The sequence below is a fragment of the Nostoc sp. 'Peltigera membranacea cyanobiont' 210A genome (assembly GCF_002246015.1).
GTDB lineage: Bacteria > Cyanobacteriota > Cyanobacteriia > Cyanobacteriales > Nostocaceae > Nostoc.
This window is the reverse complement of the sequence record NZ_NOLJ01000001.1, coordinates 1,084,095-1,097,963: the sequence shown is the minus strand read 5'-3', so window position 1 is coordinate 1,097,963 and position 13,869 is coordinate 1,084,095. Positions and strand designations below refer to the sequence as shown.

The window sequence follows — 13,869 nt, the reverse complement described above, 5'->3', positions numbered from 1 at the left end:
ATAAGTTAGCATTGACCAAAATTTTCGTCAAAAAATAGCTACTGCTACAATTGGGACACTAAGCAAAGCAAGAATATCACCTTGACGGCTCAGAGCAGAGAATTATACCTACTCATCGCCTGCCAAGAAACTGATGACACATAGTAAGCAATTAAAAATGAATAAATGCAATATTGGCAGGCATCCTGGGTATCGAGTGGATGTAAATTAAAGTAAGGGCATCTGATCTCGCTTGAACATCCAGGCAGTATCAACCCCGTTATTAAAAATATTTAGATTGGTAGCAGTATTATGTTGGCTCAATTCCAGAGCTTGTATCCCCAGGGCAGTTTGATTTCTGAATTAGTGCAAATTTTTCAAGGAAAATATATTGTCCGGGCAAGCGTGCAAATTGAAGGTGTAACCCGTGCTACGGGTATGGCAGCAGCAGAAACAGTAGAAGCCGCAGAAGACCAAGCCAGAACTAGGGCACTGATAGTTTTGGGTATTACAAATGCGCCACCAGAATCAGTGGCATTTACCTCAAATTCAGTTTCCCCAGCACAGCTAAATCCTTCCTTGAATACTAAAGGTGGATTGAGTGAGCCTGCTGCTTATTCCTCTCCAAAAGCTGAGGATTTTGTTAGTAGTCAGTGGCCAGCAGTCAGCGACAAAGAAATATCTATACCGCCTCCCAAAGAACGGAACATCAAACCAGAAGTAGTAACAAGTAGTAACGAACAATACGGGTACAGCAATGCTGCGCCTCTAAACGATACCTATAGCCAGGATTTAGGTCAAAACTTTCCTATGACTGCCAAGCAGGAGCTAGAATTCGACCCTCCAGTTGAGAACTTGGAAATAAATTTTGATAACCAGCCAGAAAATCAAACCTTTCCGGCAATTTCTGCTAATAATGTCACACCATTTACACCCCGGAGTTACAGCCCTCAAGAGAATGCTGCCACCCCATCAGTGACAGGAAAGAGAAAGAAAAAAGCTGAACCAGTGGATTTATCAGATGTAATTGCTAAAACAGATGTCGAACTTCAGCGTTTAGGCTGGACACCAGAACAAGGACGGGAGCATCTGATTGAAACCTACGGTAAGCGCGGGCGGACTTTGCTGACTGAAGAAGAATTACACGGATTCCTCAAATACTTACAATCTCAGCCAGACCCAATAGCGGGATTTTGATTTGTCATTTGTCATTTGTCATTGGTCATTAGTCATTTGTAATTAGGACTTACGCACACTCTATGAATTCTCGGCGCTCTTCTCTTCGATACGCTGCGCGTTGGCGTCAGCCTCTCGCAGAGAAGGCGGTTCGATAAATTAAGCTTTTTAGCAATTTTTGCATAACTTCTAGTAATAACTAATATGAAGTTGCCAAAGATAGTATTATTTTGAGCGGAAATAAAAACTGTCATTGACTATGCCTAGTGTGCGAATTGAAATTGTGCCGCACCTGGGCTATCCAGAATTGACTCGTCTAGAACTTATTCATTGACAAAGTAGACAATTAGGGGGTTAGGGTTAACGAGGGAAAAATACCCTCCTGAGTCGAGAAAGATCAAAAGCGCGATCGCGCTTTTGATCGACGAGTTTACAGGATTGACTACACCCGTGCATCTACACTGACTTGATACTGAACTTTGTTTGCGCTAAACTGTCTGCTGCGGATAATGATGAAGTAATTTCCTGCGGCTAGATTCTGGCGTGTAATTTGGTGGGAAAATGAGTCGCGACTTTGGCCAATCACTTCGCCTTGATTGCGATCAATTTGACCATTGTTGTTTGAATCCCTAACTAATAACAAATCTGTCCGTCCTCCGTTCGGGGCAACGCCTTCGAGTCTTAAACGTAAGTTAGAGCGCCCCGTGAGTAGCACTTTTCTAAAGTCTTCTAAGTCATCGGTGGTAGTCACATCGCCTTTGATCTGAAGAAATCCTTGACCACTATTCAAATTCCCCTCGAAATCGGCTGCAAAAATGCTATTGTCGTTATCGGGTGTTGCAAAAGCTGGGGAAACGAATCCACAAGTCAATAAAGTTAGCAACGTTAGCTTGAGACTTGATTTTAAGCAATTCATGATGTTTTTTCCTGAAGATAAATGTATTGATTTTTGGTATTACGCACTGTACAAAATGACTTAGTGTCTTTGTAACCTAAATCTAAATTAAGCTTTTAATAAAAAAACTACAGTCTGAAAAAGACTTTAATAGTATGAAGTTGAAAATAAAATTCAAATTGCTTGGTATTATTTAGTCACAAAAAGTTTGTTTTGATAACATGGCTTTACTCCAGCAAACTAGTTTTGAGGCTATTGTAGAGCGACAAATTATGGTTCTTCCCAACTTTTGACGATCCTATGTCAGGATCGAAATGTGTATCTTCAGACAATTAAAAGTTGGAATTTCTTCTATAGACTTCTTGCATAAATCAAAAAAAGAACCCCACCCCGCCTTTGACTTACGTCAAATTCTCCCCTCCCCGCCTGCGGGGAGGGGCTGGGGGTGGGGTGTTAGGGACTTTTGCAAGAGGTCTAATATCTGCTACCGGATCAAGACTACCTTCATCTCGACAAATAGGATCTTGACCCTTTAAAATCGAGTTTTGAAATCAAATAACCCCTCTTCAGTTATGAAAAGGGGTTATTTTTGGGTTTAAGAGAATTAAAAGTGGTAAATCACCATTTACCAACCGTGAGTATTAATTAACAGCAGCAACGGCTGGACGGCTACCAGCGGCGTGACGGTCAATCACTTGGTCAATCAAACCGTAGTCCCTGGCTTCCTCTGGCGACATGAAAAAGTCACGTTCAGTATCTTCAGCAATGCGCTCAATTGGTTGGCCTGTATGTTCAGCTAAATAGTTGTTTAGCCGTTGCTTGTGGTACAAAATTTCCCGCGCCTGAATTTCAATATCAGTCGCCTGTCCTTGAGCGCCGCCTAAAGGTTGATGAATCATAATCCGAGAATGGGGTAAACTCATCCGCTTACCCTTAGCACCCGCGCTGAGGAGAAAAGCACCCATACTCGCTGCCAATCCGGTACAAATTGTACAGACATCAGGGCGAATATGCTTCATAGTGTCAAAAATGCCCATACCAGCCGTCACCGAACCACCGGGAGAATTGATGTACATATAAATGTCTTTCTCCGGGTCTTCAGCATCCAAATACAGCAGTTGGGCAACAATCAAGTTGGCAATATTGTTATCAACTTGTTGTCCCAAAAAGATGATGCGCTCACGTAACAGCCGTGAGTAGATGTCAAAGGCGCGTTCACCTCGACCCGATTGTTCAATAACGATAGGAATCATGGAAGCGTGTTTGTGGCTACTTTAAATACATTTTATCGGTGACAGCACGAAACTGGGGCTGATCTCTACTATTCCCAAGTAGATATAAGTAAATCTTGGCTATTCTGTCTTTTTCAACAAAGGAGCAAAATGTGATTTTGCAATAGATTCAACCTCCAAGGGCACTTTTTAGCAACAAAAGCTGTCTAAGAAAATATCCCGGTTTAGGGAAGAATAAATCAAAAAACTTCAATTGTCGCCAATCTTATATCTCGGACTTTGCTGTACAACCTTGGCGATGTATTGATTAGACCGATAACCGAAATCCGACTTGCTTAGGGAATTATGTTAACTATCAGTAACATTTTAAACATTTTTTTAGGATTTCCTTTGGCATTTATCAAGTGATTTTTGTTAGATTCGGTAAATCGGGAGTACGAGGTGTATTTAGAATAACCAGTCGTAGTTGAAATGCTATCCATTCAGAGAGAGACGTGCCATGCTGGAAAAACTTATACAAGCCGCCATCATCACCTTCTTGCTCCATCTGATAGCAGGACTTAGCCCAAACACTTTAATTCAAACAAAGACAGCATCACCTATGCAAGAAACGCCACCAAATATTGTTAGCTTGCTATTGCGATCTTTTCAATAAGAATGTTTCAGAAGTTGCACAGGTATAAGTAAGTTACCGTAAATAAACCCAATTATATAGATGCTTCCCTTGTAGTTAGCGCTAACTACAAAACTGCATTTTTTTACACCAACTTACTAGGCGATATTAAAAACAAAGGGATAATTCGCTCGTTGAGTTTCTTACTTAATGTACATAGTTGTCTAGGCTAACAAGCCTGAGAACAGGCTAGACTGAGCAAAGAAGGCAACTAACTTGCGTTTGATTATGACTAATCGCCTTGCTGAAGCTAAGAGCCTCTATCTCCGCAAACACGCCGAAAACCCCATTGATTGGTGGCCTTGGTGTGACGAAGCACTTGCAACTGCAAGGGCGCAAAATAAACCGATTTTTCTTTCCATTGGCTATTCTAGTTGCCACTGGTGTACTGTCATGGAAGGCGAAGCTTTTTCTGATATTGCGATCGCTGACTACATGAATACCAATTATCTTCCCATCAAAGTAGACAGGGAAGAAAGACCAGACCTCGATAGCATCTATATGCAAGCTTTGCAGATGATGAGCGGTCAAGGGGGTTGGCCTTTAAATATTTTTCTTTCCCCAGAAGATTTAGTGCCGTTTTACGCTGGTACTTATTTTCCTGTAGACCCGCGCTATGGTCGTCCGGGATTTTTGCAGGTGTTGCAAGCGCTTCGCCGTTATTACGATACAGAAAAACAAGAATTACAACAACGCAAAGCCTTAATTATTGAGTCTCTGCTCACGTCTGCGGTGTTGCAAGACGGTACAACAACTGAGCTTGAAGACCATGAATTACTCCGCCAAGGTTGGGAAACTAGTACAGGTGTAATTACTCCTAATCAATCTGGTAACAGTTTTCCGATGATTCCCTACACAGAATTAGCACTGCGGGGAACTCGATTTAATTTTGAATCTCGCTATGATGGCAAGCAAGTTTGTACCCAACGGGGACTAGACTTATCACTGGGCGGCATTTATGACCATGTAGCTGGTGGTTTTCATCGCTATACTGTTGACCCGACTTGGACAGTACCCCACTTTGAAAAGATGCTTTACGACAATGGACAGATTGTCGAGTATCTGGCTTCTTTATGGAGTGCAGGAGTACAAGAACCAGCCTTTGAGAGGGCAGTTGTTGGGACTGTACAATGGCTGAAGCGGGAAATGACCGCGCCAGAAGGTTACTTCTATGCTTCTCAAGATGCCGACAGCTTCACAGAATCCACGGCAGTAGAACCAGAAGAAGGAGCCTTTTACGTCTGGAGTTACAGCGAATTAGAACAACTGTTAACGCCTGAAGAATTAACGGAATTACAACAACAGTTTACGGTGACGCCTAACGGCAACTTTGAAGGACATAATGTTTTGCAAAGACGGCATTCAGGTCAACTGAGTGCAACGCTGGAAAGGGCACTGAGTAAGCTGTTTACCGCTCGTTATGGCGTTAATTCTGAGTCGCTGGAAACATTCCCCCCTGCTCGTAACAACCAGGAAGCAAAAACTACTAATTGGCCAGGTCGCATTCCCTCGGTGACAGATACAAAGATGATTGTCGCCTGGAATAGCTTGATGATTTCCGGGCTAGCTAGGGCTGCTGGGGTTTTCCAACAACCTTTGTATCTGGAATTAGCAGCACGAGCGGCAAATTTTATCTTGGAAAATCAATTTGTCGATGGGCGTTTCCAGAGACTCAACTATCAAGGAGAACCAACTGTTTTAGCGCAGTCTGAAGATTATGCTTTGTTTGTTAAAGCTCTCTTGGATTTACAAGCTTCCAACCCTGAGCATAAGCAATGGTTAGAAAATGCGATCGCTATCCAAGATGAATTTAACGAATTTCTTTGGAGTGTAGAGTTAGGTGGTTATAATAACACATCAAGCGACTCTAGTCAAGACTTAATTGTTAGAGAGCGTAGTTACGCAGATAATGCGACACCATCAGCCAATGGAATTGCGATCGCTAATCTTGTCCGTCTCACCTTACTCACCGATAATCTAGATTATTTGGATTTAGCAGAACTTGGTTTGAAAGCTTTTAGGAGTGTAATGCATCGCGCTCCCCAAGCCTGTCCCAGCTTGTTTACAGCTTTGGATTGGTATCGTAATTCTACCTTGATTCGTAGCACCACTGAGCAAATAAACTCTCTGATCCCCAGATTTCTACCAACGGCTGTATTTGCCATCACATCTGATTTACCAGAGAGAAGCGTTGGGTTAGTTTGCCAAGGTTTGAAGTGTCTTGCACCAGCAGAAAGTGTAGAACATTTATTGCAGCAAGTAGAGAAAAGTCAGAATAGGGGATGATGGGCATGGGGCATGGGGCATGGGTCATGGGGCATGAGGTTATTCTCTTTGTTTGTTTAGTGCCTACTCTCCAGTTCTTAGTACCCAGACCCCGATTCGATGTATAAATATGACGACCAGAAGCGAATTAACAGCAATTGTATTAGCAGGCGGTAAAAGTTCTCGGATGGGTCAAGATAAAGCTTTGATTCCCATTCAAGGAGTGCCATTGTTGCAGCGAGTTTGTAGCATTGCTCAAAGCTGTGCTGATGTTGTTTATGTACTAACTCCCTGGCCAGAACGCTATCAAGATTTGCTTTTGCCTGGTTGCCAGTTTATCCAAGAAGTGCCTTTGTCTGGAGAATCTTTAGCCCACGGGCCTTTAGTTGGTTTTGCCCAAGGACTAGCCGAAGTGCAAACAGAATGGGTATTACTGCTAGCTTGCGATTTACCAAGATTGCGGGTTGAAGTGTTGCAAGATTGGGCAAGTAGACTTGATAGTGTAGGGGATAATGCGATCGCAGCTTTAGCTTATCATCCCAAAGGTTGGGAACCTCTGTGTGGTTTCTATCGCCGTCGCTGTCTGCCACAACTCCTAGAGTTTATCAACCAAGGCGGGCGATCGTTTCAGCAGTGGCTTCGGCAATATCCGGTAGAAGTTTTGCCATTAGCAGAACCCGAAATGCTATTTAACTGTAATACACCAGACGACTTGGCTTTAAATTGAGTTGGAGAGTGGGGACTTAATCGTGAACTGAACCTGCGGAAACTCTGGTATAAAGTCATTTTTCGGATATCGAACAGAATTCATTCTGAATTCTGTAGAACTGGCGGATAGCGCAGCGTAAAGCCTTCTCTTTTCCCAAAAGGAAATGCACCCGCGTTCGAGAGGCTTCTCTTTCAGAGACGCTACGCGCAACGTCTTGATTCTGAATTCTGAATTCTGACTCCTGAATTCTTGCCTATTCAACGTTTTAGCCCTAACGTGGAACTGCTAACTATATGTATTAAGGATGCGAGGAGGAATCATGGGGCAGACACAGGAGCTTGGACAGATTATCATCCTGAATGGTGTCCCGCGATCGGGGAAGTCGAGCATTGTCGCAGTGATTCAGGAGACATTTGATGGTCTGTGGATGAATTTGGGTGTTGATAGATTTATGCAAATGACTCCCGCACGATACTTGCCTGGGATCGGTTTACGACCAGGGGGAGAACGCCAGGACATCGAAGCCCTTGTTCCCATTCTGTACAGCGCTATGTATGAGTCTATCGCTGCCCACAGCCGTTTGGGTCTGAATGTCGTGGTTGATGTCGGACACCATGACGCCTACGCAATAGAGCGGGCCATTCTGGCTGATAGTGCCCGACGTTTGAAAGGATTGCCGGTTTTGTTCGTAGGTGTTTACTGCCCCATCGAGCTCGTTATGGAACGACGACAAAACACGGGGTGGAACGTGGGAAGTACATCTGACTCCCCGATACCACATCCGGTTCAGTTATGGCAACGTGAAGTCCACATCCCTGGCATCTATGACCTTGAAGTGGATACCTCTTTGTTAAGCCCAGGTGCGTGTGCCGAGGTGATACGCCAGCACCTCGCAGATAGTCCAGCACCGTCGGCATTCCAACGACTCGCTGCACAATATACTTAAGCTGTATTTATGACTGCGATCGCTATATTTGGTATGAATTTGTAAAGTGTGTGATTCTATAAGTTGAAAGGGAAATTCAATCCCTTTCCACTAATTCTGTAGGCAGTCTACTTAACTCGACAGAATTTGCGATCGCTATCATTCTGAGGATATTGCCAAGAATAGGCAAAATGGCTAACTCCCTTCAGTTGGGGGGCAAATTGGCGGAGTGCTTGCATTTGCACTTCTAGGGATGGACGATTACTAACAGATTTTCCCCACTGACCGGCTAAAGCCGGGATTATCTGCGTACCCGGTTTTGCCATACTCAAAACCCGTTGCACTTGCGACACGATACAACTAACATTACCGCAATTCCCATAAGCCATAGGATGCCACTCTAATGTATTGGGGAACCGATCCCAAGGTTGCAAACGAGAATCATACCCTTGTCCTACAGTTTGGTTGCCATCAGGAAAAAACACCACTCCTGTAGAAACACCTTGCTGCTTTGCTGGGTAACTAGCGATGGTGACAAAATCTAGAATTCCTTGCATAGCATGGGCAACGGCAAGCTGCCACAACTCCCATTGTAAAATTGGTTGTCTATCGGTTGCAGGCAGGATTGACTTTTGCGCTACTGGGAGAGTGCGTCCTTGCCAAAGAGGTTCTCCTTCCTGGGGATAAAGTTTATCAACTTCAGCGACATCTCCACCAGTGACGAATCCCTTGCTTAAAAAGCGGCGAATTAAGTCCAGCGCTTTGTAATTCTGTGCCCGTTTAAATAAAGCTTCTTGGGTTGCAGGACTAAATAGCCATAAATCTGAAACTTTGGTGGCGATGGAATCACTTCCAGCTTGGCGGGGATAACGCACGTAATCGAATAGCAAGCCATCTGGACGACGGCGCAAAACTTCTTGTACCAATTGGTAGTAGTCGCGTTTTGCTTGTGGGTTGTAGGGGTCGATAAATAGTTGAGAGCCATTATCTACTACATATAAACTCGTTTGACCTTTGCCATTACGAGCGATCGCACTTTCTCTATCTCGGCGCTGGGCGTAAGTATAGCCGAAATTTGTGGTAAACATCCAAGCATAGACCTTCAAACCACGTTGCCGACCTTTTTTAATTGCCGTGGCGAGTATATCAATGTTTTCTGCCCCTGGAGTGCGAATCACAGCAGGCCAAACCGTCGGATTAGCTCTTGCTGGTAATAGTACCTGCCCATCGTAAAATACTTCTACATAAACTTGGTTATAGCCACCATTAACAATCCGATCCATAATCTGATCGATTATTCCTGGCTGAATGTCACAGGGATATAAGCGTAACCAAAGGGCTTGGGTTTGCGGCCAAGTTCGAGAGCGACATTGCTTTAATTTCTGCGCCTGTTCTTGTATTATGCTTTGGTAGCGCGTTTGAGCATCTTGTTTGCCTTTGAGCGCTAACAAACGTAAGCTTTCTTTTTGTTGTGCCGCCGCTGATGATAGCTGACAATACTCAGTTCCTTGCGCCTTCGCTGGTTCGCTTCCCAAGTTGGGGAGCAACAAACTACTAGTAAAAACAACAGCGAATAAGCGCCGCCAAAATAATATCGATCTTGCAACCTTCAAGGGACAGTTAGACATACCTACCAGTAGATGAACAAATTCAAAAGAGTTTCAGACAGGGATTTAAATTCCGACTGTGACTTGCTTACCACAGGGTAACTGAGCAAAGACAGAGTGGCTCTAACTCTGAGCTACGTGTTGACGTTCGGTCTTAAAGCCTTTAATTTGCGATAATCATCGATCCCAATTCAAATAATTCTGAGCAACGTGTATCGAATTATATAGTTAAATACTAAGGGTTTGAAAACCTATTTTTTTAAGACTCTCAAAGGTCTATTTCTGTTGCCGTATTTTTGTATAGCGGTTTCCAGTGCATGAAGTAGATATTAAAACTTCACCCTCAATGTGAATGCGTCGGCTTGCATTATTGTTACAGCATTTTTCAAGTAAATGAGCTATAAAATGCAGGACTTACGCATCAGATATAAAGAGTTTCTGCCTCCTGCCGACGCTCGCGGACTCGCTAACGCTGCGCTATCCTGCCTTCTGCCTGGTTGTTGAGCGTAGTCGAAACACTGCCTTCTGCCTTGACAAACAAAATAGTCAGGAGTCAAAACTTTTGACACCTGACTATTGATGATGGAGTAAGCAATAGTTAATAGCTAACCGCCACGTTTCAACGCCGTCTCTACCTGCTGTAACTCTTTCTCTAGACGATTTTTGAGTTTTTCGGGTACAGGACGATTTGGGTAAGAACTGTAATGTCCAGCTAGGGAATTGAGGGCTGTTCGTATGGTTGTAAACGAGCCAAGACCAGAAACAGAGTTAACCCGCTGGTAGCGAGCTGAAAAGTCATTAATTTTTTGACGCGCTTCTGCTTGAATTGCTGCCTTATCTGGTGAATCTTGTGAAAGATCCAGAGCTTGTCTCATAATATTGACCACAGCTAAGGTGTCTTGACGATAATCCCCAGTCAAACTATCTGGACTGCCAGAACAACCCATTAAGCCGATAGCTACAACCAAAACCAGCGCAAGCAAACGCGACCAATAGCGCTTCATATGCATTAAGTAAAAGAATACGTAAATCAACGTCCATCCTATCTTGGATTGGTAACTTGGGGATCAATTGAGTGAAGAGTGAAGAGTGGGGAGTAGGGAGCAGGGCTGTTTCATTCCCTCAAAGGCGCTCATCTACAACCATCTTGGGCAAAAATCAAGTGATTAAAAAATCTGATTAGACAATTATCGTTGCTATGTTTTCTCTGCGAAGTATGGAATTAGAGGTTGATAGGATTTAATCAACTAAGTTTCCCTACCTCAATCTTTGCAATTTCAGCATCGTAATACATATCATCAGCCACAAAAAACCGACTCCATAACCTGCAATTATGTCTGTGGGCCAATGGACTCCTAAATATAAGCGGCTGATACCAATAGCAGCAATTAAAATAACTGTCGAACTGTAAATAATTTTAGCAAAATGAGGATAATGAATTGCTAATTCGTAAGCAATAAAACCATAAAGCACCATAGAACCTAGTGCATGACCGCTAGGAAAACTAAAAGATTTTTCAGAAATCAAGCGATGCCACAGTTCAGGACGAGGTTTAGAAAAAAGCAACTTTAGCCCTGTATTTAAAATTAACCCTCCCAAGCAAACAAATACAAAAATTTTTGCTTCTTCTCGGTAACGTTGCCACCAAAGTAACAAGAAAGTTGTGCCTGCAACTATAACCACTGTACTAGGATTACCAAGATTTGTAATAAACAGCATTAAATTATCTAAATGCGGATTGGCAAACTGATGTAGCCATAACAAAAAACTAGTATCAAATGCAAAAGCTTCTCGCTCCAAAACCTCTTCAGCTAATTTTGCTAAAACAAAAAGTATGAGCAGACAACTAGCAAGTCCAACAATACCAATTGTGGCAATTAAGGGAGCAAAACGAGGATGTATATGACGCAACCAGAAACTAGAAATTTTTCGGAGCATACTTAAATCTCATTTATCATTAGAAGTCCTAGCCACTGTTAGTTTTTTCTGATTTAGAGTTGTAAATATAATACAAACTCCAAGTATTGACACAAGGACTATAGATGAGCCGATAGTACCAAAATCGAGGCCACCTTTTGCGTGTGGTTTTGTCAGAATATCCCCCAGTGTTGCACCAAATGGTCTGGTTAGGACAAACGCAATCCAAAACAACATGACTTGGGAAATTTGGGTATAGTAATGTGCTGCTAATACTAGGGCAAGCAAACCAGCAATTAGCAGCGCTCCTCCTGCAAATCCAAGACCAGAACTATCAGCCAAGAAATCGCCCAAGGCAGTACCCAAAGTATTTGAAAATAGAATTGTAGTCCAATAAAGCAGTTCAACTTTAGGCGTTTTGATGTTGTTAACAGATAGAGATCCAACACTGAATCGCCAGAATGCCAAAATAGCGAAGAGAATGGTAACTAAAATCGTAGTCCCCACAGCATAGCCCAACCCTAAAGTGCGATCCATGAAATCTGACATTGTTGTGCCAGCTGTGCTAGTTGAAAGGATGACTGTCCAATAAAGTAATGGGTTATAGCTTTTCGAGATTAATTGAGTTGCAAGAGTAGTTAAAAACACTGCAATCAATATAAGAGAACTAACCGCATAGCCCACATTTAGCGTCATCGATAAAAGGTCTCCTGCTGTTTCTCCCAGAGTCGTGGCACATATCTTCATGATCCAAAAGAAGGCAGTGATTTGTGGAAGTTTACTCATTTTAGCTCCTACTTACTGTCGGGTTATTATAATTTATTGGAACTTACGATTTCACCGTAGTGGAAAGAGTCAATAACCACCAAATTAACAGATCGCAAACATAAAAATGCCCAAGATCGAGAAGGCGATCGCTAATTAATCTTGTCGCTCAATCGGCTGTAAAGCTAATTTCTTTTGCTTAAGACTTAAGTAAATAACCAGGCTGACGATTATAGAAAGAAAAAGCATACTGGTTCCGACAGTACCAAAATCAAAGCCACCATTTGTAGTAGATTGGGATAGTAAATCACCTATAGATGCTCCAAGTGGACGAGTTAAGATATAAGCTAACCAGAATGCCAAAACTGCATTCATCCACAAGTAATAATAACTAATCGTTATAATTGCAATTGAAGCACCAAATACTAGTGCTGATTGTGCATAACCTAGTCCCAAAGACTCTGCCAAGAGGTCTCCTGTTGCAGTGCCCAAGGCAAAGGTAAACAAAACAGCTACCCAATAGAAAAGCTCTCTTTTAGCTGTATTGATGGAGTGCATGGCTAATGTCTTTTCGTTTAAATACCAGAGCGCAAAAACTACCAACAAGGAAACACTAAAAATTACAGTAGTTGTTACCAAACTAACTCCAAGCTCGTCTACTAATCTATCAGTGATCAGTGTGCCAACAATACTTATCAAAACAACCACAAACCAGAAACTTGCTGGGACATAACGTTTAAGCTTAAACTGATTCAACAGCGCAATCAGTAACACACCGCTCATAATGTAAGATGTAATGCCTAAACCAAGGTTTAGGGTTGCTGACAGAAAATCTGCTGCGGTTTCACCTACTGTGGTTGCCAAAACCTTAATAATCCAAAAGTAAATTGTCACCTCTGGAACCCTGTTTAAAATTTTATTCATAATCTTTCTCCTTCTTGATTTTTCCATAGAAATGAAATTTCATCACATCTTGAAGTTACCTGTATTGTCAGAAATTGCTGAGTTATTGTACTTTACACAGTAAAAGTCAAGAAATAGTCAAGATTTTATTGAACAAGTAATTTTCTCCTAATATAGGCACTAGAAATAACTGAAATGTCTCATTAAAAATTAATTTCACCACTTGATATTAAATTTGTGAATTTAAAACCAATCTTGACTATTTCTTGACTTTTATTACCTACTGTGGAAATACAAACCCAGACTTTAAGGGATTTTACAAGTATGAAGACTTCAACAAAAATTATTTTGGCAGCAGCTTTTATTGGTACTTTGGGATTTGCTGGCTTGTCGAGAGTTGTTTCTGCAAAACAACCACAATCTTTCGTAGCAATTGTGCCTCAGCATCATCTTGTTACTAAAGTTGCTGAAGCTAGTGATGGTGACGGTGAAACAAACGACGATGCACAAGAAGCGGCAAAACTGCAACCCCTAGCTAAAATTACAGCCCAACAAGCACAACAAGCAGTTGAAGCATCTGTGGGAGGTAAGGCAAAAAGTGTCAAACTCGAAAATGAAGATGGCAACTTAGTTTATTCTGTAGAAATTGGTCAGCAAGATATTAAGGTCGATGCTGGTAATGGCAAAGTTCTCTACGCTGAAAATGCCAATCAACAAGATGAGAAGAATGAAGCTACTCGTCCGAAGAGTAGTATTCAAGTTAAAGAAAGTAGTGATGGCGATCGCGAAACCAATGATAATGGTAAATAAGTAGGGAACTTAA

General features: G+C 42.3%; 14 protein-coding genes. 7 read left to right on the top strand and 7 right to left on the bottom strand.

Annotation, left to right across the window (positions count from 1 at the left end; genetic code table 11):
- Positions 1-291 precede the first annotated feature (291 nt).
- Positions 292-1,176: a hypothetical protein gene (locus CDG76_RS04535; protein ID WP_094347833.1), complete on the top strand. Its 885-nt coding sequence runs from the start codon at positions 292-294 to the stop codon at positions 1,174-1,176.
- A 421-nt stretch (positions 1,177-1,597) separates the two neighbouring features.
- On the opposite strand, the gene CDG76_RS04530 is transcribed toward CDG76_RS04535, so the two are convergent.
- Both CDG76_RS04530 and clpP read right to left on the bottom strand, forming a co-directional pair.
- Positions 1,598-2,071, bottom strand: a complete 474-nt coding sequence (locus CDG76_RS04530) for a hypothetical protein (protein WP_094347832.1) — start codon at positions 2,069-2,071, stop codon at positions 1,598-1,600.
- A gap of 620 nt (positions 2,072-2,691) precedes the next feature.
- Positions 2,692-3,303: an ATP-dependent Clp endopeptidase proteolytic subunit ClpP gene (clpP, locus tag CDG76_RS04525; protein WP_094347831.1), complete on the bottom strand. Its 612-nt coding sequence runs from the start codon at positions 3,301-3,303 to the stop codon at positions 2,692-2,694.
- 478 nt (positions 3,304-3,781) lie between these two features.
- Here clpP and CDG76_RS37035 point away from each other — a divergent pair, with 478 nt between their 5' ends.
- The 5 genes from CDG76_RS37035 to CDG76_RS04510 all read left to right on the top strand — a co-directional run bounded on the left by CDG76_RS37035 (position 3,782) and on the right by CDG76_RS04510 (position 7,875).
- Positions 3,782-3,937, top strand: coding sequence for a hypothetical protein (locus CDG76_RS37035; RefSeq protein WP_179065022.1), 156 nt, complete (start codon positions 3,782-3,784; stop codon positions 3,935-3,937).
- A gap of 246 nt (positions 3,938-4,183) precedes the next feature.
- Entirely contained in the window at positions 4,184-6,241 is a 2,058-nt protein-coding gene (locus tag CDG76_RS04520) for a thioredoxin domain-containing protein (protein WP_094347830.1), read from the top strand.
- 109 nt (positions 6,242-6,350) lie between these two features.
- The gene (locus CDG76_RS04515; protein WP_094347829.1) at positions 6,351-6,947 is read left to right on the top strand and encodes a molybdenum cofactor guanylyltransferase; all 597 of its coding nucleotides are present in this window, start codon (positions 6,351-6,353) and stop codon (positions 6,945-6,947) included.
- A gap of 231 nt (positions 6,948-7,178) precedes the next feature.
- The gene (locus tag CDG76_RS38140) at positions 7,179-7,346 is read left to right on the top strand and encodes a hypothetical protein (RefSeq protein ID WP_223265134.1); all 168 of its coding nucleotides are present in this window, start codon (positions 7,179-7,181) and stop codon (positions 7,344-7,346) included.
- A complete protein-coding gene (locus CDG76_RS04510; RefSeq protein WP_262984303.1) occupies positions 7,327-7,875 on the top strand; it encodes a chloramphenicol phosphotransferase CPT family protein in 549 nt (182 codons plus the stop codon). Before CDG76_RS38140 ends, CDG76_RS04510 begins: the two co-directional genes overlap by 20 nt.
- A 107-nt stretch (positions 7,876-7,982) precedes the next feature.
- On the opposite strand, the gene CDG76_RS04505 is transcribed toward CDG76_RS04510, so the two are convergent.
- From CDG76_RS04505 to CDG76_RS04485, 5 genes are all read right to left on the bottom strand, one after another.
- Complete coding sequence (locus CDG76_RS04505; protein WP_094347827.1) at positions 7,983-9,482, bottom strand: family 10 glycosylhydrolase; 1,500 nt, start codon at positions 9,480-9,482, stop codon at positions 7,983-7,985.
- Positions 9,483-10,066: 584 nt separating this feature from the next.
- Positions 10,067-10,471: a photosystem II protein Psb27 gene (psb27, locus tag CDG76_RS04500; RefSeq protein WP_190240755.1), complete on the bottom strand. Its 405-nt coding sequence runs from the start codon at positions 10,469-10,471 to the stop codon at positions 10,067-10,069.
- A gap of 247 nt (positions 10,472-10,718) precedes the next feature.
- Positions 10,719-11,399: a phosphatase PAP2 family protein gene (locus CDG76_RS04495; protein WP_094347825.1), complete on the bottom strand. Its 681-nt coding sequence runs from the start codon at positions 11,397-11,399 to the stop codon at positions 10,719-10,721.
- 9 nt (positions 11,400-11,408) lie between these two features.
- Positions 11,409-12,164 carry a COG4705 family protein gene (locus CDG76_RS04490; RefSeq protein WP_094347824.1) on the bottom strand — a complete coding sequence of 252 codons (756 nt, stop codon included), beginning with the start codon at positions 12,162-12,164 and terminating at the stop codon, positions 11,409-11,411.
- A gap of 135 nt (positions 12,165-12,299) precedes the next feature.
- Positions 12,300-13,067, bottom strand: a complete 768-nt coding sequence (locus CDG76_RS04485) for a COG4705 family protein (protein WP_094347823.1) — start codon at positions 13,065-13,067, stop codon at positions 12,300-12,302.
- Between the two features lie 303 nt (positions 13,068-13,370).
- Between CDG76_RS04485 and CDG76_RS04480 the strand changes: the two genes are divergently transcribed.
- Positions 13,371-13,856 carry a PepSY domain-containing protein gene (locus tag CDG76_RS04480; protein ID WP_094347822.1) on the top strand — a complete coding sequence of 162 codons (486 nt, stop codon included), beginning with the start codon at positions 13,371-13,373 and terminating at the stop codon, positions 13,854-13,856.
- The last annotated feature ends 13 nt before the right edge of the window (positions 13,857-13,869 follow it).